General features: G+C 69.4%; 17 protein-coding genes. 15 read left to right on the top strand and 2 right to left on the bottom strand.

Annotated features, from left to right (window positions below; translation table 11 throughout):
* Nucleotides 1-184: 184 nt before the first annotated feature.
* Nucleotides 185-784 carry an arylesterase gene (locus CKO31_RS12680; RefSeq protein ID WP_242475339.1) on the bottom strand — a complete coding sequence of 200 codons (600 nt, stop codon included), beginning with the start codon at nucleotides 782-784 and terminating at the stop codon, nucleotides 185-187.
* 76 nt (nucleotides 785-860) lie between these two features.
* Here CKO31_RS12680 and CKO31_RS12685 point away from each other — a divergent pair, with 76 nt between their 5' ends.
* From CKO31_RS12685 to CKO31_RS12695, 3 genes are all read left to right on the top strand, one after another.
* A complete protein-coding gene (locus tag CKO31_RS12685) occupies nucleotides 861-1601 on the top strand; it encodes an ABC transporter ATP-binding protein (RefSeq protein ID WP_200237917.1) in 741 nt (246 codons plus the stop codon).
* On the top strand, nucleotides 1598-4102 hold the full coding sequence (locus CKO31_RS12690; protein WP_242475340.1) for an ABC transporter permease: 2505 nt from the start codon (nucleotides 1598-1600) through the stop codon (nucleotides 4100-4102). The genes CKO31_RS12685 and CKO31_RS12690 overlap by 4 nt, the downstream gene beginning before the upstream one ends.
* A gap of 205 nt (nucleotides 4103-4307) precedes the next feature.
* Nucleotides 4308-4826, top strand: coding sequence for an REP-associated tyrosine transposase (locus tag CKO31_RS12695; protein WP_200237920.1), 519 nt, complete (start codon nucleotides 4308-4310; stop codon nucleotides 4824-4826).
* 94 nt (nucleotides 4827-4920) lie between these two features.
* Here CKO31_RS12695 and CKO31_RS12700 read toward each other — a convergent pair whose 3' ends face one another.
* On the bottom strand, nucleotides 4921-5763 hold the full coding sequence (locus tag CKO31_RS12700; protein ID WP_200237922.1) for a hypothetical protein: 843 nt from the start codon (nucleotides 5761-5763) through the stop codon (nucleotides 4921-4923).
* A gap of 174 nt (nucleotides 5764-5937) precedes the next feature.
* Here CKO31_RS12700 and CKO31_RS12705 point away from each other — a divergent pair, with 174 nt between their 5' ends.
* The 12 genes from CKO31_RS12705 to CKO31_RS12760 all read left to right on the top strand — a co-directional run bounded on the left by CKO31_RS12705 (nucleotide 5938) and on the right by CKO31_RS12760 (nucleotide 21465).
* Complete coding sequence (locus CKO31_RS12705; RefSeq protein ID WP_200237924.1) at nucleotides 5938-6273, top strand: DUF2782 domain-containing protein; 336 nt, start codon at nucleotides 5938-5940, stop codon at nucleotides 6271-6273.
* Nucleotides 6274-6542: 269 nt separating this feature from the next.
* Nucleotides 6543-7604 (top strand): amino acid ABC transporter substrate-binding protein, encoded by a 1062-nt coding sequence (locus CKO31_RS12710; RefSeq protein ID WP_242475341.1) that lies wholly within the window; start codon nucleotides 6543-6545, stop codon nucleotides 7602-7604.
* A gap of 95 nt (nucleotides 7605-7699) precedes the next feature.
* Nucleotides 7700-8935: a DUF1015 domain-containing protein gene (locus tag CKO31_RS12715; protein ID WP_200237927.1), complete on the top strand. Its 1236-nt coding sequence runs from the start codon at nucleotides 7700-7702 to the stop codon at nucleotides 8933-8935.
* Nucleotides 8936-10397: 1462 nt separating this feature from the next.
* Nucleotides 10398-12635, top strand: a complete 2238-nt coding sequence (locus CKO31_RS12720) for a RelA/SpoT family protein (protein WP_200237929.1) — start codon at nucleotides 10398-10400, stop codon at nucleotides 12633-12635.
* A 301-nt stretch (nucleotides 12636-12936) separates the two neighbouring features.
* The gene (gene rfbB, locus CKO31_RS12725) at nucleotides 12937-14001 is read left to right on the top strand and encodes a dTDP-glucose 4,6-dehydratase (protein WP_200237932.1); all 1065 of its coding nucleotides are present in this window, start codon (nucleotides 12937-12939) and stop codon (nucleotides 13999-14001) included.
* Between the two features lie 692 nt (nucleotides 14002-14693).
* Nucleotides 14694-15578 carry a glucose-1-phosphate thymidylyltransferase RfbA gene (gene rfbA, locus CKO31_RS12730; protein ID WP_200237934.1) on the top strand — a complete coding sequence of 295 codons (885 nt, stop codon included), beginning with the start codon at nucleotides 14694-14696 and terminating at the stop codon, nucleotides 15576-15578.
* Nucleotides 15579-15712: 134 nt separating this feature from the next.
* Nucleotides 15713-16264 carry a dTDP-4-dehydrorhamnose 3,5-epimerase gene (rfbC, locus tag CKO31_RS12735; RefSeq protein WP_200237937.1) on the top strand — a complete coding sequence of 184 codons (552 nt, stop codon included), beginning with the start codon at nucleotides 15713-15715 and terminating at the stop codon, nucleotides 16262-16264.
* 257 nt (nucleotides 16265-16521) lie between these two features.
* Nucleotides 16522-17502, top strand: a complete 981-nt coding sequence (gene fcl, locus CKO31_RS12740) for a GDP-L-fucose synthase (RefSeq protein WP_200237940.1) — start codon at nucleotides 16522-16524, stop codon at nucleotides 17500-17502.
* A gap of 177 nt (nucleotides 17503-17679) precedes the next feature.
* On the top strand, nucleotides 17680-18813 hold the full coding sequence (gene gmd, locus CKO31_RS12745) for a GDP-mannose 4,6-dehydratase (protein WP_200237943.1): 1134 nt from the start codon (nucleotides 17680-17682) through the stop codon (nucleotides 18811-18813).
* 733 nt (nucleotides 18814-19546) lie between these two features.
* Entirely contained in the window at nucleotides 19547-20536 is a 990-nt protein-coding gene (locus CKO31_RS12750) for a glycosyltransferase family 2 protein (protein WP_200237946.1), read from the top strand.
* A 153-nt stretch (nucleotides 20537-20689) separates the two neighbouring features.
* The gene (locus CKO31_RS12755; protein ID WP_200237949.1) at nucleotides 20690-20989 is read left to right on the top strand and encodes a nucleotidyltransferase domain-containing protein; all 300 of its coding nucleotides are present in this window, start codon (nucleotides 20690-20692) and stop codon (nucleotides 20987-20989) included.
* The gene (locus tag CKO31_RS12760) at nucleotides 20986-21465 is read left to right on the top strand and encodes a hypothetical protein (RefSeq protein ID WP_200237952.1); all 480 of its coding nucleotides are present in this window, start codon (nucleotides 20986-20988) and stop codon (nucleotides 21463-21465) included. Before CKO31_RS12755 ends, CKO31_RS12760 begins: the two co-directional genes overlap by 4 nt.
* Nucleotides 21466-22287: the final 822 nt, after the last annotated feature.

The raw sequence follows: 22287 nt of genomic DNA on the forward strand, positions 1-22287 counted from the left end.
TCCTCAAAACACATTTGCGATTGGTTGGGATTTGGGCTTGTCTCCGGCGCAGGCAAACCCCGCGAGCCCCTAAAACCGCGGCGGCCCCCGGTGGATTTCGCTGCGCTCATCCACCCGACGCCGTCCAAGCCCCGCGCCGGCCGCCGTAGGGTGGACAAGCGAAGCGCAGTCCACCCGAATGGGCTCAGGTCCCGGCATCGGCCTGCGCAGTGGCCTCCAGCAACGGCAACAGCTGCGGCCACACGTTCTCCAGCAGCTGCGGCTGCGCCGCGGCCGTGGGATGCAGGCCGTCCGCCTGCATCAAAGCCCGATCCTCGGCAACGCCGGCGAGCAGCCGCGGCACCAGCGCGGCACCCGTATCCTCGGCCACCTCGACATACAGCTGCTGGAACTGTTCCGCATAGGCGCTGCCGTAATTGGGCGGCAGACGCACCCCGATGAGCAGCACCCGGGCGCCGGCGGCCTGCGCCTGTTCCACCAGCACCGTCAAGGCGCCCGCGATGCGCTTGGGCGGGAAGCCGCGCAGGCCGTCGTTGGCGCCGAGCTCGATGACCACCACCGCCGGCGTATGCTCCGCCAGCAGCGCCGGCAGCCGCGAGCGCCCACCTGCGGTGGTCTCGCCGGAAATACTGGCGTTCACCACCTGGTGCGGCAGGCCCTCGGCATCGATGCGCTGCTTGAGCAGGCTGACCCAGCCCTGATCTAGCGCTGTCCCGAAGCCGGCACTCAGGCTGTCACCCAACACCAGCACCCGCGGCGGCGCGGCAGCGCCGACCGTCGACATCACAACACCGGCCAGCAGCGCCGCCGCACAAAGCAGCAGACGCCGTGCCGGCGCACAGCTTACGCAAGGAGACCGCATGAATACCCCAGAGATCCTGTGCCGCGCCCATGGGCTGGCCAAGCATGTTAGCGGCCCCGGGGGGCGCCTGACCATCCTGCACGGGCTTTCGCTCAGCGTCGCCGCCGGCGAGGCGGTGGCCATCGTCGGCGCCTCCGGCAGCGGCAAGTCCACGCTGCTGGGGCTGCTGGCCGGTCTGGACGCCCCCAGCGACGGCGACGTGGAGCTCTGCGGCGCGCATCTGTCCACGCTGGACGAGGACGGCCGGGCGGCACTGCGCGGCGGGCGGGTCGGCTTCGTGTTCCAGAACTTCCAGCTGCTGCCGACCCTGACCGCGCTGGAGAACGTCTCCCTGCCGCTGGAGCTGGCCGCCGCCGGCGCCCAGACCACCAAGGGCAACGGTCAGGTCCGCCCCGACACCGGCCTGAACGGCCACGACCCCAGCGCCGTCGCCCGCGAGGCGCTCGCGCGTGTCGGCCTCGCCGCCCGCGCCGGGCACTATCCGCGCCAGCTCTCCGGCGGCGAGCAGCAGCGCGTCGCCATCGCCCGCGCCTTCGCGCCGGGCCCGCAGATCCTGTTCGCGGACGAGCCCACGGGCAACCTGGACCTGGGCACCGGCCGCAAAATCATCGATCTCTTGTTCGCGCTGCGCGAAGACGCCGGCGCCGCCCTGGTGCTGGTAACCCATGACGAGGCCCTGGCCGGGCGCTGCGACCGCCGGCTCGGCATGCAGGACGGCCACCTGGAGGTGCTGCCATGAGCGCCCTGCGCCTGCCCGCCTGGGGACTGGCCCTGCGGCTGCTGCGCAGCGACTGGCGCAGCGGCGAGCTCTATTTGCTCTCCGCCGCCCTGGTGCTGACGGTGGCAGCCATCACCGCGGTCGGCTTCTTCACCGACCGCATCGAGCGCGCGATGCAGCGCCATGGCGGCGAGCTCATCGCCGCGGACCTGGCCATCGACTCCTCCCGCCCCATCCCCGATGCCTTCACCGACGAGGCCGCCGCCCGCGGCCTGACCGTGGCCCGCACCCTGACCTTCCGCAGCGTCGTGCTCGCGGGCGACGACAGCCAGCTGGTGCAGGTCAAGGCCGTGGACGACGCCTATCCGCTGCGCGGGGAGATGCGCCTCAAGGCGGACCTCGACGCCGCCGAGGAGCCGGCCGGCACACCGCCGCCGCCGCTCGCCGCCTGGGTGGAGCCGCGGCTCCTGTACGTGCTGGGCGCCGACGTCGGCGCCGGCATCGATCTGGGCGAAGCACGCTTCACGGCAGAGAAGCTCATCGCCTACGAGCCGGACCGCGGCGGCAATTTCTTCCAGATCGCACCGCGGGTGATGATCCGCCTGGACGACGTGCCGGCCACGGGCCTGGTCACCGACGCGAGCCGGGTGCGCCACCGGCTGCTGCTGGCGGGCCCGCGGGAGGCCATCGCCGACTATGCCGAATGGGCCGAGCCGCTGCTGCCGGCGGCCGCCGGGCTCATCGACGCCCGCGAGGCCCGCCCGGAATTCGCCGCCGCCGTGGACCGGGCCTCGCGCTTCCTGCATCTGGCGGCGCTCACCACCCTGCTGGTGGCGGGAGCGGCCATTGCGCTGGCGAGCCGCCGGCTGGTGGACCGCCAGACCGACGCCGTGGCCGTGATGCGCTGCCTCGGCGCCCCCCGCCACCTGCTGACCCGGATCTTCGCCATTCGGCTCCTGACCTTCGGGCTGCTGGCGAGCCTCGTCGGCTGCCTGGTGGGCTGGCTCGGCCAGCGCGGGCTCGCGGCGCTGCTGGCGCAATGGTTCGAGGGCCCGCTGCCGGCGGCGTCCATCCAGCCCGTGCTCGTCGGCATCGGCACCGGGCTGGTGGCGCTGGCGGGCTTCGCGCTGCCGCCGCTGTTGCAGCTGGCGGACGTGCCGCCGCTCAAGGTGATCCGCCGCGACCTGGGGCCGCCGCGGGTGTCGGTAGCCTTCGCCGGGCTCGGCGCCGCCGGCGCCCTGGCGCTGATGATCCTGTGGCAGGCGGGGGACTTCGAGCTGGCCTGGAAGCTGCTGCTCGGCGTCGTCGCCGCCGTCGCGGCCCTGGTGGCGCTCGGCGCGCTGATGGTCTGGCTCGCCGGGCTGGCGGCCGCGCGCACCCGCGGTATCTGGCGCCTCGGCCTCGCCGGGCTCGCGCGGCGGCCGGCGGCGGCCATTTTGCAGATCACGGGCTTCGGCCTCGGCATCCTCGCGCTGCTGCTGCTGGCGGTGGTGCGCGTCGACCTGCTGAGCAGCTGGCAGCAGACCCTGCCGGAAGGCGCGCCGAACCGCTTTCTGATCAACATCCAGCCCCACGAGACGGACGGCCTGGCGGACTGGCTCGCCGCGCGCAACATCGACGGCGCCGGCATCTTCCCGATGATCCGCGGGCGCCTCACCGGCATCGGCGAGCGCGACATCGAGCCGGACGACTATGCCGACCCCCGCGCCCAGCGCCTCGCCGCGCGCGAGTTCAACCTGAGCTACGCGCTGGACATGCAGCCGGACAACACCGTCGCCGCCGGGCGCTGGTGGACCGGCGACGACCCAGAACCGCAGTTCTCGGTGGAGGAAGGCATCGCCGAGACCCTTGGCATCGGCCTTGGCGACCGGCTGCGCTTTCAGGTGGCGGGCGAGGATGTGACGGCGCCCGTCACCAACCTGCGGCAGGTGCAGTGGGACAGCTTCAACGTCAACTTCTTCGTCATCGGCACGCCGGGGCTGCTGGGCGATCAGCCGGCGACCTACATCACCAGCTTCTACCTGCCCGAGTCGCGCGAAGCCCTGGTGCCGGAGCTGCTGCGCGCCTTCCCGAGCGTGACCCTCATCGACGTCGGCGCGCTGCTGGAGCAGGTGCGCGGCATCATCGAGCAGGGCATCCGCGCCGTGGAATACGTCTTTCTGTTCACGCTGGCGGCGGGGCTGTTGGTGATGTACGCCGGCATCCAGGCGAGCCTCGCCGTGCGCCGGGCCGAGCACGGGGTGCTGCGCACGCTCGGCGCCAACCGGCGCCAGCTGCTGCGGGGGCTGCTGGTGGAGTTCACCGCCGCCGGCCTGCTGGCGGGGCTGACGGCGTCCATCTTCGCCGAGGCCACGGGCTATGTGCTGGCCCGCCAGCTCTTCGACCTGCCCTTCGCGCTGAACCCCTGGCTGTGGCTCTTCGGCGTGCTCGGCAGCGGCGTGGCCATCGGCCTCGCCGGCACCCTCGGCACCTACCGCGCCCTGGTACGCCCGCCGCTGGCGGCCCTGCGCGCCGGAGGCTGATGGCCCGCGCGGCGTGGACTGCGCTGCGCTTGTCCACCCTACGACGAGGGCCAGCCGTAGGGTGGATGAGCGCAGCGAAATCCACCCTGCTCCGCGTCGCTCAAGCACGCAAAATCCGCGCTCGGCCTTGAGCCGAGACGCTAGGCTCGTGCAACATACGGCGGCAGAACACACCTTGTGGGCTTCGGGCGCCAGCAAGAGTCCCATGAGCGATTATCGACGCTGCTACGTCCCGGGCGGCTGCTACTTCTTCACCGTCGTTACCCATCGTCGCCGTGCCCTTTTCGGTTCTCCGGATCGGGTGCAGTTGCTGCGGCAAGCGATGCGCGCCGTCCAACGGGCGCGTCCCTTTACGATCCAGGCCATGGTGGTGCTGCCTGACCATCTCCACGCCGTTTGGCAACTGCCGGAGGATGATGCGGATTTCTCCCGGCGCTGGCGCGATATCAAGCGCGGCTTCTCCAGCCAGCTGGATGCCCCCGTCAACCACCGTGGCGAGAAGGCGATCTGGCAGCGGCGCTTCTGGGAGCATCTAATCCGGGATGAGGACGACTGGCGCCGGCACGTGGACTATGTCCATTACAACCCGGTGAAGCACGGACTCGTCGAGCGCCCCGCACAGTGGCCGTACAGCTCCTTCCACGCCGCGGTGAGAAAAGGCTGGTATCCGTTGCACTGGGGCGCAGCGGAGCCCGAGGACATTCGCGGGTGGCGGCTGGAGTAGGGGTGGGGTGGACTGCGCTGCGCTTGTCCACCCTACGGATAGCCATGGCCCATGCTTACTCGTAGGGTGGATGAGCGCAGCGAAATCCACCCTGCTAAACGCTATGCAGATCGAAATCGTTCCAGGGCTGCGCATTGGCCGGTAGGCGGCCGTGGACGCGCTCATGGATCTGCTGCAGCAGCACCAGGTCCTCCCAGACAGCAGCGGGCCAACCGGTCCGGCCCCCGCGATGGTCGAAGAAGAGATCGTGGCAGACTACGGCGAAGGCCTCCACGTTGCCCCAGCTACGCAGCAGACGCTCCACCACATGGCGGTACCCTTTCTCCAACAGCGGCAGGCTGGCGAGCACGGATGTGCTCGGGGCCCCTGTTCTCACCGCAAGCCTGTATGCATGCACGGCGCAGAGCATGTCGAGCTCCGGCCACACCCAGCTCGGCCAGCGCCGCACCATGCCCTCACCGTCGAGCACCAGGACGTGCAGCGCCCTACCCGCGGCGGCGCCGCCCCAGAGCCGCGTCAGCAGCGCGACGGCGCTCGGCGCGGCATGCTCCAGCTGCGACTCCGGCAGCCAATCCGGCACCGGCGTCCGTTGGCGCCCGGCGCGAGCTGCGCGCCAAAGCTCCTCGGTCTTACCCTCTCCCGACTGCACGGACATCTCCTGCTGCGCGGGCATCTCCTGCTGCACTGGCCCGGCCGCAGGCTCGGCCGCGGCGGCATCCGCTGCGCGCGCCACCGCCGCGGGCGCGAGCCGGTGCTTGAGCCGCGTGAAGATGAAATGGCCGCTGTCAGCGGGCGGCGGCGGCCCGCCGGTACGCTCAGGCGCGGCGTTTTCCTGCGCCGTATCGGCGCCAGACGCCGCCGCGGCGGGCGGTTGGAGCGGCTCCCCCGCGTACATCGCGGGCGACAGCGCGAGCAGGTGCTTGGGCGAGGAGCTCATTGCAACGGGTTCCTGTACGGGATTCCGGAGCTAACCTAACCCTAGGGCACCCTGAGGTCCGATGCTGAGAACGGCTTGGCAGCTCCAATCCACGGCCGGCCCATGCCTCGGGTGAGGGTCCGCCGCCGACTTGCTATGATGGCCCGGTATCGAATCACGGACCGTCTGCACCCTATGCCCGCCGCCCCGCCGCTTCATCAGACCGTGCCGCCGCTGCTCGGCGGGCTGCTGATCACGCTGACCGCCCTCGCCCAGCAAACGGACCTGTCGAACCTCGAGCTACGTGTCACGGCCGCGGACATCCAACCATCGGTGACCATCGAGGAGTACGACAATCGCACCGTGGAGCGCTACAGCGTCAACAACAACACCTACATGCTGAAGGTCACCCCCAATGTCGGCGCGCCCTATTACCTGGTGGACGACGACGGCTCCGGCGACATGGCCTGGCGGCGCAACACCCCGGGCATGCACACCCAGGTGCCACAGTGGACCCTGCTCAGCTGGTGAGCCCAGCGCGACGCCGATTCGCCCACAGCCGGCCGAACGTGGACAAGACTATTTCGTAGGTCGGGCTGAGGCACGAAGCCCGACGCCGCGACGCCGATAACCGCCTGATTATCGACCCTCCCGGCATCGGCCCGATCAACGCCCGGGCACGGGCGGGGCGGCCGCGTGCAATACTTGCCCAATCTCGGCAGAGACGGCGCAAAGGCCCAGCAGACTGAAAGCCGCAGCCGCAAGACACCGGCGGTGACCCGACCAGAGGACAGCGAGACATGACCCCCTTCGCCAACCCCGGCACCCTAGAGCGCAGCCAAGGATTCCGCGTAGCCGCCATGCTGGGCGCCCTGCTGTTGCTGCTAGGCGCCGTCGGCATCGCGGGCGCCGACACCATCCAAGACGTGCGCGAGCGCGGCACGCTCAAGTGCGGCGTCAACGGCGAGGTCCCGGGCCTGTCCTATCGCGATGAAGACGGCCGCTGGAGCGGCCTGGACGTGGACTTCTGCCGCGCCGTCGCCGCCGCGGTGCTGGACGACCCAGACGCCGTCGAGCTGGTGGCGCTGACGCCCGAAGAGCGCCTCGGCGCCCTGCGCGGCGGCGCCGTAGACGTGCTCGCGCGCAACACCACCTGGACCGGCCAGCGCGACATCGCCGAGGGCGCGAGCTTCGTCGGCGTGCTCTACTACGACGGCCAAGGCTTCATGGTGCCGCGCAAGACCGACACCCTGAGCACCCTGGCGCTGAACGGCGCCAAGGTCTGCGCCATCAGCGGCACCACCAGCATCGACAACGCCAAGCGCTACTTCACCCGCCATCGCATGGCGCTGGAGCTCATCCTGCATCCGGACCTGGCCGCGGCCGCCGAGGCCTACCTGGCCGGCAAGTGCGACGCCCTGACCACCGATCGCTCCCAGCTGCATGCCCTGCGCAGCACGCTGGAGCAGCCCGCCGCGCAGCGCATCCTGCCGGAGGTCATCTCCAAGGAGCCGCTGGGTCCTGCGGTGCGCGACGGCGATGCGCGCTGGTTCGACCTGGTGCGCTGGACGCTGTTCACCCTCATCGAGGCCGAAGAGCTCGGCATCGAAACCGGCAATGTCGCCGCCGCCAAGAACCGGGCCGAGAGCGACCGGGTGCGCGCGCTGCTAGACCTGGAGGGCACCACCGCCAGCGTGCTCGGCATCGAGCCCGCCTGGGGCTACCGGGTCATCCGCGCCGTCGGCAACTATGGCGAGCTCTTCGAGCGCAATCTGGGCCCGGCCTCCGGCCTCGACATCAAGCGCGGACTGAATGCGCTCTGGTCCGCAGGCGGTCTGATGTACGCGCCTCCGGCACGCTGAGCCGCCGAGTATCGCAGACACCCGCCGCCCCGCTCCGGATTCGAGCCCCAACCCCCGTCTAAGCTCCCGTTCGAGCCCCTGTCCAAGCCAAGCGCATGTCCCAGCCACCGCTGCTCTCACCCTTCCCCGCGCTGCGCCCGGCCCCGGGCCGCGCCGCCGAGGTCATTGCCCCGCCCTATGACGTGGTGGACGCCGACGAGGCGCGCGATCTCGTCGCCGCCCGCCCGCACAGCTTCCTGCACATCTCCCGCGCCGAGGTGGACCTGCCCGCAGGCACCGACCCCTATGCAGCAGAGGTCTACGAACAAGCCCGGGCAAACCTGGACGCGCTGCGCAGCACCGGCGTGCTGCGACGGGACCCGTCTCCTTGCTTCTACGCCTATCGACTCGACGCCGCCGGCCGCAGTCAGACCGGCCTGGTCGCCGGGGCGTCGGTGGCGGCCTACATGGACGGGCGCATCAAAAAGCACGAGCTCACCCGCCCCGCAAAGGAAGACGACCGCGTGTGCCAGATTGCCGCACTAGATGCCCATACGGGCCCGGCCTTCCTCGTGCACCGGGCGCAGCCGGAGCTGCGCCGCCTGCTGGCGCAGGCCTGCGAGGCCGCAGCGGACGTCGATGTGCGCGATGCCGACGGCGTGCGCCACCGGCTCTGGGTGATCGCCGACACGCAGCGCATCGCCGCACTCACCGCCGCCTGCGAAGGCCTGGACGCGCTCTACGTCGCCGACGGCCATCATCGCTCCGCGGCGGCGGCGCGCGTGGCGGCGGAGCGCGGCGATACCGAGCGCGCGCAGTTCCTGGCCGTCGCCTTCCCGGACGACGAGCTCCGCATCCTGCCCTACAACCGAGTCATCCGAGATCTGGCTGGACACGACTGCGACGGGCTGCTCGCCCGGGCACAAGAGCGCTTCGCTGTGACGCCGTGCGCCGAGCCGGTGCAGCCGACGGCGAACACGGAATTCGGGCTCTACTGCGGCGGGGGTTGGTGGCGCCTACGGCTGCAAGACGCCCTGCTGCCGCCGGCGGACGACCCGGTGGCAAGCTTGGCCGTGAGCCTGCTGCACACCCATCTGGTGGAGCCCGTGCTCGGCATCACGGACCCGCGCCGGGACCCGCGCATCGACTTCGTCGGCGGCAGCAAAGGCGTCGCCGGCCTCACCGCGCCGGTGGACGCCGGGCGCATGCAGCTCGCCCTGTCGCTGCCCGCCACCGGCATCGACGAGCTGCTCGCCGTCGCCGACGCCGGCGCCATCATGCCCCCCAAATCCACCTGGTTCGAGCCCAAGCTCGCCGACGGCCTGGTGAGCCTAATGCTGGACGCCGGCTAAGCCACGTCCAGCCTCCACCCCGTGGGAGGGCCATCCCTGCCGCGACAATTTCCAGAACCACAGCCAGCATCCGTCGCGGCAAGACGCCGCTCCCACAGACCACCGCCCCGTGGGAGCGGCATCCCTGCCGCGACGACTTCCAGAACGACCGCCAGCACCCATCGCGGCGAGACGCCGCTCCCACAGAACAGCGCGCGCCGTGGGAGCGGCATCCCTGCCGCGACAATTTCCAGCGCCACGACCAGCATCCGTCGCAGCGAGACGCCGCTCCCACAGACCAACGCGCCCCGTGGGAGCGGCATCCCTGCCGCGACAATTTCCAGAACCACAGCCAGCATCCGTCGCGGCAAGACGCCGCTCCCACAGACCACCGCCCCGTGGGAGCGGCATCCCTGCCGCGACTTCCAGCGCCACAGCCAGCATCCATCGCGGCGAGACGCCGCTCCCACAGGCCACCGCACCGTGGGAGCGGCATCCCTGCCGCGACGACTTCCAGAGCCACAACCAGCACCCATCGCGGCGAGACGCCGCTCCCACAGCCAACAGCGCACCGTGGGAGCGGCATCCCTGCCGCGACGACTTCCAGAACCACAGCCAGCATCCGTCGCGGCGAGACGCCGCTCCCACAGACCACCGCGCACCCGTGGGAGCGGCATCCTTGCCGCGACGACTTCCAGAACCACAGCCAGCGTCCGTCGCGGCGAGACGCCGCTCCCCCACACCACCGCGCGCCGTGGGAGCGGCATCCTTGCCGCGACGACTTCCAGAGCCAACGCCAGATTCCATCGCGGCGAGACGCCGCTCCCACACACCAGCGCGCCCCGTGGGAGCGGCATCCCTGCCGCGACGACTTCCAGAGCCACAGCCAGAGTCCATCGCGGCGAGACGCCGCTCCCACAGACCACCGCGCACCCGTGGGAGCGGCATCCTTGCCGCGACGACTTCCAGAGCCACAGCCAGCATCCGTCGCGGCGAGACGCCGCTCCCACAGCCAACAGCGCACCGTGGGAGCGGCATCCCTGCCGCGACTTCCAGCGCCACAGCCAGCGTCCATCGCGGCGAGACGCCGCTCCCACAGAACAGCGCGCGCCGTGGGAGCGGCATCCTTGCCGCGACGACTTCCAGAGCCAACGCCAGCATCCATCGCGGCGAGACGCCGCTCCCACAGAACACCGCGCCCGTGGGAGCGGCATCCTTGCCGCGACGACTTCCAGAGCCACCGCCAGCATCCGTCGCGGCGAGACGCCGCTCCCACACACCAGCAAGCACCGTGGGAGCGGCATCCCTGCCGCGACGACTTCCAGCGCCCAGCCAGCATCCGTCGCGGCGAGACGCCGCTCCCACAGACCAGCACGGCCCGTGGGAGCGGCATCCCTGCCGCGACGACTTCCAGAGCCACAACCAGCATCCGTCGCGGCGAGACGCCGCTCCCACCGCCGTATCGCAGTATCATTGCCCACCTATGGTGCAGACGACCACCAATCTCCCCGAGCCCGTCGAGGATGACGCTGCCGCCGTGCGTCACTGGCTCGGGCGCATCGCCGAGCGCTACGACGCCGACGCCCGCCGCCGGCTGGCCGCCGCCGGCGAGCTGCTGCTCGAGTGCCATGGCAACGCGCTGCTCGACACGGGCGAGAGCGCCGTGCGCCACCGCCTGGCGACCGCGGACGTCCTGTTCGGCCTGCGCATGGACGCCGACACCCTCTGCGCCGCGCTGCTCCAAGGCTGCGCGGGCCGCGATGCCGCAGGTGCAGACCGGCTGACGGAGACCTTCGGCCCGGCGCTGGTGCGCATGACCGAGGACCTGGCCCGCATCGAGCACCTGACCCGCGTCGAATACGTCGCCGAAGGCGGCAAGCGCGCCGCGCGCAACCGCCAGGAGCGCGAAGAGAACCTGCGCCGCATGCTGCTCGGCATCGGCGCGGACGTGCGCGTGGTCCTGGTGGTGCTCGCCGAGCGCGTCCACCTGCTGCGCCGCTCCAAGGTCCTGCCGCCGGAGCGCCGGCACGAGATCGCCGCCGACACCCGCCGGGTCTATGCCCCCCTCGCCAATCGGCTGGGGGTGTGGCAGCTCAAGTGGGAGCTCGAAGACCTCTCCCTGCGCGCGGCGGAGCCGGAAACCTACATGCGCATCGCCAAGGCACTGGCGGAGCGCCGCAACGAGCGCCAGGACTACATCGCCCGGGTGCTCTCCGTGCTGCGCAAGGAGCTCGCCGCCGCCGGCATCGAGGCGGAGGTCACCGGCCGCCCGAAGCACATCTACAGCATCTGGCGCAAGATGCAGCGCAAGGGCGTCGATATCGACCAGATCTTCGACCTGCGGGCCGTGCGGGTACTGGTGGACGACGTGCCCGCCTGCTATTCGGCGCTGGGGGTGGTGCACGGCCTCTGGGCGCACATCCCGTCGGAGTTCGACGACTACATCGCCACGCCCAAGGGCAACAACTACCAATCCCTGCACACGGCCGTGGTGGGCCCCGAAGACAAGCCGCTGGAGGTGCAGATCCGCACCCATGGCATGCACCGGCACGCCGAATACGGCGTCGCCGCCCACTGGGCCTACAAGGAGGCCAAGGGCCACGACCCGGACTTCCAGCACCGGGTGGTGTCCATGCGCCAATGGCTGGAGCACGCCGGCGACGCCGACCAGGGCGAAGAGACAACACCGCCGCCGAACGGCGAGCTGACGCCGGCGAACGTCTATGTGCTGACGCCGCAGGCCAAGGTGGTGGAGCTGCCGCGGGGGGCGACGCCGCTGGACTTCGCCTATGCCATCCACTCCGAGATCGGCCACCGCTGCCGCGGCGCACGCGTGGACGGGCGCATGGTGCCGCTCACCTATCAACTCAAAAGCGGCGAAACCGTCGAGATCCTCACCCAAAAGAACGCCCAGCCGAGCCGCGACTGGCTGAGCGCCCACCATGGCTACCTGGCCACGGCGCGCGCCCGCAACCGGGTGCGCCAGTGGTTCAAGCAGCAGGACTTCGACCGTCACCTGGCCGAAGGCCGCACGGCCCTGGAGCGCGAGCTGAGCCGCCTCGGCATCGACTCGTCCCCGCACTGGGACAAGCTCGCCGAGCGCTTCAACCTGAAGACCGGCGAGGACTTGCTCGCCGCCGTCGGCCGGGGCGATCTCGCCGCCGGACAGGTAGCCCGCAAGGCCGGGGAGCCGCGCGCCGACCGCCGCGAGCCCCCCGACGAGCTGCCGGCGCCGCGGGCGACACCGCCGGCGCGGGAGCGCAGCGCGCGCTCGGAGGTGGTGGTCGCCGGCGTCGGCGATCTCATGACCCACATGGCCGCCTGCTGCCGCCCGGTGCCCTACGACAAGCTGGTGGGCTACGTCAGCGTCGGCCGCGGCGTCATCGTGCACCGGCGCAACTGCCGGGAGATCCTGAAGCTCTCCGCCGACGAGCGCGAGCGCCTGGTGGACGTGAGCTGGGCGGAGCAGCCGGCGGAGACGGGCTACCCGGTGGGCGTCGAGCTCTCGGCGGCGGACCGGCGGGGGCTGCTGCGAGACATCTCCTCGGCCCTGGCGGACGCCGACGCAGATGTCCTCGGCAGCGATACCCGCACCGACGCCAACAACGACACCGCCCACATGCGCTTCACCATCGCCGTGACGGACTCGGCCCACCTGGAGCGCATCATCGCCCGCCTCAAGCAGCTCCCAGACGTGCTGGACGTGCGCCGCGCCCAGTAGCCCCCGGGTGGATAAGCCCCGTAGGCTGGACAAGCGAAGCGCAGTCCACCCCGGCGCGACGGCGCACTATCCACCGCGTAGCGACTCCGCACTGTACCCATCCACCCACATGCTTGCCGCTCGACGCGCCCGGCACCATCGGTGGATTTCGCTGCGCTCATCCACCCTACGGGCTCCAGGCTGTGCGGCCGGCGCAATGCGGTCCTGGTGCTCGGAACCCTCCCGTGGCCCATGGTAGGATTCCCGAGGTTTCCGCGCACGGCACCTCTGCCCGCGCCCGTCCAGCAACGGCTCACCAAACATGAAGACCATCCTCGTCACCGGCGGCGCCGGCTTCATCGGCGGCAACTTCGTGCTGCAAATGCTGCACGAGCAGGATGCACGCATCGTCAACCTGGACAAGCTCACCTACGCCGGCAACCCGGACACCCTCGCCGCGGTGCAGGATCATCCCCGTCACGTCTTCGTCCAGGGCGACATCGGCGACCGCGCATTGGTGAGCCGCCTGCTGCACGAGCACGCCGTCGACGCCGTGGTGAACTTCGCCGCCGAGAGCCACGTCGACCGCTCCATCGACGGCCCCGCCGCCTTCATCGAGACCAATGTGCTCGGCACCTTCAACCTGCTGGACAGCACGCGGGACTACTGGGCCCGGCTCGACGCCGATGCCCGCGCGGCCTTTCGCTTTCTGCACGTCTCCACCGACGAGGTCTACGGCTCGCTGGGCACCACCGGCGCCTTCACCGAGACCACCGCCTATGCGCCCAACTCGCCGTACTCGGCGTCAAAGGCGGCGTCCGATCACCTCGTGCGCGCCTGGCACCATACCTACGGGCTGCCGGTGCTCACCACCAACTGCTCCAACAACTACGGCCCGTTCCAGTTCCCGGAGAAGCTGATTCCGCTGATGATCGCCAAGGCCCGGGCCGGGGAGCCCCTGCCCATCTACGGCGACGGCTCCAACGTGCGCGACTGGCTGTACGTGGAGGACCACTGCCGCGCCATCGCCCGGGTGCTGGCGGCCGGGCGCCCCGGCGAGGTCTACAACATCGGCGGCAACAGCGAGAAGACCAATCTGGAGGTGGTGGACACCCTCTGCGCCCTGCTGGACGAGGCGCTGCCGGACGCCCCGCACCGCCCGCACGCCCGGCTCAAGCAGTTCGTCACTGACCGCCCCGGCCACGACCAGCGCTACGCCATCGACGCCTCCAAGCTCCAGCGCGAGCTGGGCTGGAGCCCGCAGGAGACCTTCGAGACCGGCCTGCGGAAAACGCTCCATTGGTATCTGGACAACCAGACTTGGGTCCAGCGCGTCATGGACGGCAGCTACCTCGGCCAGCGGCTCGGCACCGGCACGGCCGCCTGAGCCGCGGCCAGCACCATGGCACCGACATCTCCGCCAACAGGGCCCCATGGGAGCGGCATCCCTGCCGCGACGACGTCCAGAGCCACTGCCAGCATCCATCGCGGCGAGACGCCGCTCCCACAGCCACAATGCCGCCCGTGGGAGCGGCATCCCTGCCGCGACGACTTCCAGAGCCACCGCCAGCATCCGTCGCGGCGAGACGCCGCTCCCACAGACCAGCGCGCACCGTGGGAGCGGCATCCCTGCCGCGACGACTTCCAGCGCACCGCCAGCATCCATCGCGGCGAGACGCCGCTCCCACAGACCACCGCGCGCCGTGGGAGCGGCATCCTTGCCGCGACGACTTCCAGAGCCACCGCCAGCATCCATCGCGGCGAGACGCCGCTCCCACAGACCACCGCGCCGTGGGAGCGGCATCCTTGCCGCGACGACTTCCAGAGCCACAAGCAACATCCATCGCGGCGAGACGCCGCTCCCACAGACCAACGCGCACCGTGGGAGCGGCATCCTTGCCGCGACGACTTCCAGAGCCTCAGCCAGCAGCCGTCGCGGCGAGACGCCGCTCCCACAGCGACATCGCGCGCCGTGGGAGCGGCATCCTTGCCGCGACGACTTCCAGAGCCAACGCCAGCATCCATCGCGGCGAGACGCCGCTCCCACAGACCACGCCTGAATACTCAGCAGGAGACGCCATGACGCGCAAGGGCATCATCCTCGCCGGCGGCTCCGGCACGCGGCTGCATCCGCTGACCCTGTCGCTCAGCAAGCAGCTGCTGCCGGTGTATGACAAGCCGATGATCTACTACCCGCTGTCGGTACTGATGATGGCGGGCATTCGGGAGATCCTGGTCATTACCACGCCCCGGGACGAGCCCGCTTTCCGCGCCCTGCTCGGCGACGGCAGCCAATGGGGCATCGCCCTCGACTATGCCGTGCAGCCGGAGCCAGGCGGTCTGGCGCAGGCGTTTATCATCGGCCGCGACTTCGTCGACGGGCACCCGAGCTGCCTCATTCTCGGCGACAACATCTTCTACGGCCACGGACTCATCAACAGCCTCAGGTCCGCCGCCGAGCGCGACAACGGCGCGACGGTGTTCGGCTACTGGGTGCGGGACCCGGAGCGCTACGGCGTCGCCGAATTCGCCGCCGACGGCAGTGTCGTCGGCCTGGAGGAGAAGCCGGCAAAGGCCAGGTCCAACTACGCCGTCACCGGGATTTATTTCTATGACGAGCACGCTTGCCGGCTGGCGGCCGAGCTGACCCCGTCACCCCGCGGCGAGCTCGAGATTACCGATCTCAACAAGCGCTACCTGGCGCAAGGCAACCTGCGCCTGGAGCGCCTCGGCCGCGGCATCGCCTGGCTCGACACCGGCACGCACGAGTCTCTGATCCAGGCGGCCAACTTCATCGAGACCATCGAGCAGCGCCAGGGCCTCAAGGTCTGCGCCCCGGAAGAAGTCGCTTACCAGCACCGCTGGATCGACGCCGACGCGCTCATGGCCATCGCCGAGCCGCTGCGCAAGAGCGGCTACGGCGAATACCTGCTGAGCCTGCTGCACCGTGAGCAGGAGCCATGATCGGCGCTCGCGGCGAGACGCCGCTCCCACAGAACACCGCGCCGTGGGAGCGGCATCCCTGCCGCGACGATTTCCAGAGCCACAGCCAGCATCCATCGCGGCGAGGACGCCGCTCCCACAGTAGACTCGACTGAATGAACGTCACGCCCACAACCCTCCCCGACGTGCTGCTCATCGAGCCGCAGATCCACGGCGACCACCGCGGCTGGTTCGTCGAGAGCTGGCAGCGCGAGCGCTATCGCGAGGCCGGCATCGACGCGGACTTCGTGCAGGACAACCAGTCCTTCTCGGCCCGTGGCATCCTGCGCGGGCTGCACATTCAGAACCCGCACGGCCAAGGCAAGCTGGTGCAGGTGATCCAGGGCGAGGTCTTCGACGTCGCTGTGGACGTCCGCCGCGGCTCACCGAGCTTCGGCCGCTGGACCGGCGCCCACCTAAGCGGCGAGAACAAGCACCAGCTCTGGGTTCCGGAAGGCTTCCTGCACGGCTTTGTCGTGCTCTCCGACACCGCCCTGTTCAGCTACAAGTGCACGGACCTGTATCATCCGGAAACACAGTTCGCCGTGCGCTGGGACGACCCGGACATCGGCATCGTCTGGCCCCTGGACGAGGCGCCCAAACTGTCGACAAAAGATCGCGAGGCGCCCCTCCTGCGCGACATCCCCGCCGAGCGCCTCCCGAGCTAACCCGGCGCATCCCGATGCAAGCGATGGACCCCACCGCAGCCAACAGCCCTACCAAGGGCTTGGCGCCGCATCCCCGACATCGGGCCGAGCACGCGGCGAGCCGGCCGAAAGCCGGCGCTTTCGGTAAGCGCAGGGCCGGCAAAGCGCAGCGCGCCCGACAGCGCCGGCGTCGAGCTTACGCCCAGAGGTTCCCAGAGGCCCCGGCGTTACCGCGCCGAGCCTAAGCCATAGCAGTCAACACAAGGCCGCCACGCTCCATGCCCAAGCACTCCGACCCGCAACGCCCCGTCTACGTCGCCGGCCACCGTGGCATGGTGGGGGCCGCCCTGGTGCGTGCACTGGGCGTCGCCGGCTACCAGAACATCCTCACCCGCACCCACGCCGAGCTCGACCTCACCAGCCAGGCCGCGGTGGCGGACTTCTTCGCCGCCGAGCGCCCCGCGCAGGTCTACCTGGCCGCCGCCAAGGTGGGCGGGATCCACGCCAACGATACCTATCCGGCGGACTTCATCTACGACAACCTCGCCATCGAGGCCAATGTCATCCATGCCGCCTGGCAACGGGGCGTGGAGCGTCTGCTGTTCCTCGGTAGCTCCTGCATCTACCCGCGGCTCGCCGAGCAGCCCATGCGCGAAGACGCCCTGCTCACCGGCCCGCTGGAGCCCACCAACGAGCCCTATGCCATCGCCAAGATCGCCGGCATCAAGCTCTGCGAATCCTATAACCGCCAGCACGGCACGGACTTTCGCAGCGTCATGCCCACCAATCTCTACGGCCCCGGCGACAACTTCGACCTGGCCAACAGCCATGTCATCCCGGCGCTGATCCGCAAGTTCCACGAGGCCAAGGTCGCCGGCGCCGATCACGTCATGGTCTGGGGCAGCGGCAAGCCGCGGCGGGAATTCCTGCACGTGGACGACATGGCCGCCGCCTGCCTGCATGTGATGAGCCTGAATGCAGAGACCTACCAGACACACACCAAGCCGCGCCTCTCGCACATCAACGTCGGCACCGGCACCGATGTCACCATCGCCGAGCTCGCCGAGCTGGTGGGCCGGGTCGTCGGCTTCGAAGGCGACATCCGCCGGGACCCATCCAAACCGGACGGCGCGCCCCGCAAGCTGCTGGACGTGAGCCGGCTCGAGGCCCTCGGCTGGCACGCACAGATTCCCCTGGCCGAAGGCCTGGCCCAAGCCTACGACTGGTTCCTGGCCCACCAAGCCGAGCTGCGCACCTGAGCCAATGGCCAACAACCCGCGCAGACCCGCAGCAGCCGTAGGGTGGACAAGCAAAGCGCAGTCCACCGAGCCGCCTACTATCGGCATCGGTGGATTTCGCTGCGCTCATCCACCCTACAGACCCGCAGCGCACGAGCAGCCAATGCGCGGCGGGGACGCCGCTCCCACAGCGCCGCAATGCCGGCAGCCCACCCAAGCATCATCGCCACCACGAGCATCGTCCCTGTGAAAAAAGCACTGATCACCGGCATCACCGGTCAGGACGGCGCCTACCTCGCCGAATTGCTGTTGCAGAAGGGCTACGAGGTGCACGGCATCAAGCGCCGCAGCTCGCTCTTCAACACCGACCGCATCGACCACCTGTACCAAGACCCGCACGAGCCGAACCAGCGCTTCATCCTGCACCACGGGGACCTCACGGACTCCTCCAGCCTGATCCGCATCATGCAGCAGGTGCGCCCGGACGAGCTCTACAACCTCGCCGCCCAGAGCCACGTCGCGGTCTCCTTCGAAGAGCCGGAGTACACCGCCAACTCCGACGCGCTGGGCACGCTGCGCCTGCTTGAGGCCATCCGCATCCTCGGGCTGGAGGACAAGACCCGCTTCTACCAGGCCTCCACGTCGGAGCTCTACGGCAAGGTGCAGGAGATCCCGCAGTCGGAGACGACGCCCTTCTACCCGCGCTCCCCCTACGCGGCAGCCAAGCTCTATGCCTATTGGATCACGGTCAATTACCGCGAGGCCTACGGCATCTACGCCTGTAACGGCATCCTCTTCAACCACGAGAGCCCCATCCGCGGCGAGACCTTCGTCACCCGCAAGATCACCCGCGCCATTGCCCGCATCAAGCTCGGCCTGCAAGAGCGCCTCTACCTCGGCAACCTCGACGCCAAGCGCGACTGGGGCCACGCCCGGGACTATGTGCTCATGCAATGGCTGATGCTCCAGCAGGAGCAGCCGGAGGACTTCGTCATCGCCACCGGCCGGCAGTACTCGGTGCGCGACTTCGTCGACGCCGCCGCCCAAGCAGTCGACCTTTCTATTCGCTGGGAAGGCGACGGCGTGGACGAGAAAGGCTACGACACCGCCACCGGCAACTGCATCGTCTCCGTCGACCCGCGCTACTTCCGGCCCACGGAGGTCGAAACCCTCCTCGGCGACGCCACCAAGGCCCGCGAGAAGCTCGGCTGGTCGCCCCAGGTCTCCTTCCAAGAGCTGGTCCAGGACATGATGCGCAGCGACCTCGCCGAAGCCCAGCGCGACGCCCTCTGCGCCCGCGAAGGCTATCGGGTGTTGGACCGCAACGAATAGTCGCGGCGAGACGCCGCTCCCACACACCACCGCGCCCCGTGGGAGCGGCATCCCTGCCGCGACGACTTCCAGAGTCAGAGCCAGCATCCATCGCGGCGAGACGCCGCTCCCACAAACCAGCGCGCCCCGTGGGAGCGGCATCCTTGCCGCGACGACTTCCAGAGCCATGAGCCAGTATCCGTCGCGGCGAGACGCCGCTCCCACAGCTACAGCGCGCCCCGTGGGAGCGGCATCCCTGCCGCGACGATTTCCAGAGCCACAGCCAGCATCCATCGCGGCGAGACGCCGCTCCCACAGCTACAGTGCGCCCCGTGGGAGCGGCATCCCTGCCGCGACGTCTTCCAGAGTCAGAGCCAGCATCCGTCGCGGCGAGACGCCGCTCCCACAGCCACACCGCGCACCGTGGGAGCGGCATCCCTGCCGCGACGACTTCCAGAGTCAACGCCAGTATCCGTCGCGGCGAGACGCCGCTCCCACACACCACCGCGCCCCGTGGGAGCGGCATCCTTGCCGCGACGACTTCCAGAGCCACAGCCAGCATCCATCGCGGCAAGACGCCGCTCCCACAAACCAGCGCGCCCCGCGGGAGCGGCATCCCTGCCGCGACGACTTCCAGCGCCACAGCCAGCCCCCATCGCAGCGAGACGCCGCTCCCACCGCCCGCGCGCTATAATGCCCAGCGCTCAAGCGCGACCACGAAATTCCCAGCCCGCACCCGCCGCGCACCAGCACCGTGAAGCTCATCGTCCAAATCCCCTGCTATAACGAAGAGCAGACGCTGCCGGAGACGGTCGCGGACATTCCGCGCCAAATCGACGGCATCGACCAGGTCGAAGTGCTGGTCATCGACGACGGCAGCCGCGACAACACCGTTCAAGTCGCGCGCGACATCGGCGTCGACCACGTCATCCGCAACAAGCGCAACATCGGCCTTGCGCGCAGCTTCCGCAAAGGCCTCGACGCCTGCCTCGTCCGCGGCGCCGACATCATCGTCAACACCGACGGCGACAACCAATACGCCGGCGCCGACATCCCCAAGCTGGTCCAGCCGATACTGGAAGGCCAGGCGGACATGGTCATCGGCGACCGCGAGACCAACAAGATCCCGCACTTCTCGCCGCTCAAGAAGTTCCTGCAATACCTGGGCAGCGGCGTCGTACGCAAGCTCGCCGGCATCTGGGTGCCGGACACCGTCAGCGGCTTCCGCGCCTTCTCTCGCGAAGCCGCCATCCGCATCAACGTCGTCTCGTCCTTCAGCTACACCATCGAGACCGTCATCCAGGCCGGCAAGCGCCACTTGACGGTGCAATCGGTGGCCGTGCGCACGAACCCCAAGACCCGGGACTCACGGCTGTTCAAAAGCATCCCGCACTTCGTCCAGAACTCCCTGGGCACCATGGTGCGGATGTACGCCATGTACCAGCCGCTGCGGGTGTTTTTCTATCTGGGCTCGGTGCTCACCATCATCGGAATACTCCCCATCATCCGCTTCCTGTTCTTCTACTTGGCCGGCAGTGGCGACGGCCACCTCCAATCCTTGCTGCTCGGCAGCGTTCTGGTCATCCTGGGCTTCATCACCTTCATGATCGGTCTCGTGGCGGACCTCATCTCATTCAACCGCCAGCTCATGGAAATGACCCTCGAGCGCGTCCGCCGCATGGAGCTCGACCACTTCCGCACCGACGCCACACTCGGCTCCGACGCCGTCCACAAAAAGGAATAGCGAATCGTCCGTGGATTGCAATGCGCCCCACCGACGAGCAAGCCGTAGGGTGGATGAGCGCAGCGAAATCCACCCGAGCGCCCCGTGAGCCATCCCCAGCCAACGCAAAACTCACAGCACGCCAGCACCCAACGCAGCGCCGCCAGCTCACCAATGCGCCTCACCGACGAGCAAGTCCAAGCCATTCGCGACAGCGTCAACGCCATCGCCGGCCCAAGCGCTCAGGTACGCGTCTTCGGCTCGCGCCTCCAGGACGATGCCCGCGGCGGCGACGTAGACTTGCTCGTAACCCTACCGGAGCCCGTCGAGCAGCCCGCCCGCCTGAGCGCGCACCTATCCGCTCGCATCTCCCGCTCGATGCATGGTCGCCAGGTCGATGTCGTCTTGTCGGCCCCAAACCTCCGCCGGCTGCCGATCCACGACATCGCGCTGAAGGAGGGCCGACTGCTGTGACCATCCCGGAGCACACCCGCGAGCGCCTGCGCTTCCTGACCCGGGTCGTCACGAAAGAGGCGAAGCACCTAAGCGAAACCAGCGAACGCCTTTTCAGCACAACGTTCACAGCCGAGCGCGCCGCCGCCCTCCAGCATGATGCCGAACTCGCCGAGCGCGTCGATGCCTTCGTGAGTCGCTTCGGTCGGCTTCAGGACACACTCGGGGACAAGCTGCTGCCCACGCTGCTGTCTGCGCTCGGCGAGAACCCCGCGCCCAAGATCGACATGCTGGACCGCGCAGAGCGCCTCGGCCTCATCGCTTCCAGTGAGCATTGGATGCAGATACGCCGGCTTCGCAATCAAATGATCCACGAGTACGTGGAAGACCCCAAAGTCCTCGCCGACGCCCTCGAATCAGCCCACGCAGCCGTCGCCGACCTTGTCACCGCCAGCCAAGCCATGACCGCAGAGATCGCGCACAGGGGATGGCAATAACGCCCTTGACCCCACCCACCAAGCGGTGAGCACGCTATCCCTGCCGCGAAGACTTCCAGAGCCAACGCCAGCATCCATCGCGGCGAAACGCCGCTCCCACAGGCCAACGCGCCTCCGTGGGAGCGGCATCCTTGCCGCGACGACTTCCAGCGCCACAGCCAGCATCCGTCGCGGCGGGACGCCGCTCCCACAGAACACCGCGCACCGTGGGAGCGGCATCCCTGCCGCGACGCCTTCCAGCGCCATGAGCCAGTATCCGTCGCGGCGAGACGCCGCTCCCACAGCCAACACCGCGCCCGTGGGAGCGGCATCCTTGCCGCGACGACTTCCAGCGCCACAGCCAGCATCCATCGCGGCGAGACGCCGCTCCCACAGCCAACACCGCGCCCGTGGGAGCGGCATCCTTGCCGCGACGTCTTCCAGAGCCACAGCCAGCATCCGTCGCGGCGAGACGCCGCTCCCACAGAACACCGCGCTGTGGGAGCAGCATCCCTGCCGCGACGCCTTCCAAAGCCACAGCCAGCACCCATCGCGGCGAGACGCCGCTCCCACAGCCACTGCCCCCCGTAGGAACGGAATCCTTGCCGCGCGGTGATCGACATGCAAGGCGGCATCGGCGTACGTTTGCATGATCCCGACTGAGGCCGCGAGCCAGCGATCGAGATCCGACATGAGTGACGATCTAGTGCAGCCGTATGAAAGTCCTGAGACCGTTTCGAGGTATGTTCGTTATCATTCTGATCTCGTGAATTTTCGATGATCAGAGGTTTGTTGCCATGCCCCGCTGCGCTGCGGCTTCCGTGCCTGTTTCGGACCAGGAGC

Source organism: Thiohalocapsa halophila, from assembly GCF_016583825.1.
Lineage (GTDB): Bacteria > Pseudomonadota > Gammaproteobacteria > Chromatiales > Chromatiaceae > Thiohalocapsa > Thiohalocapsa halophila.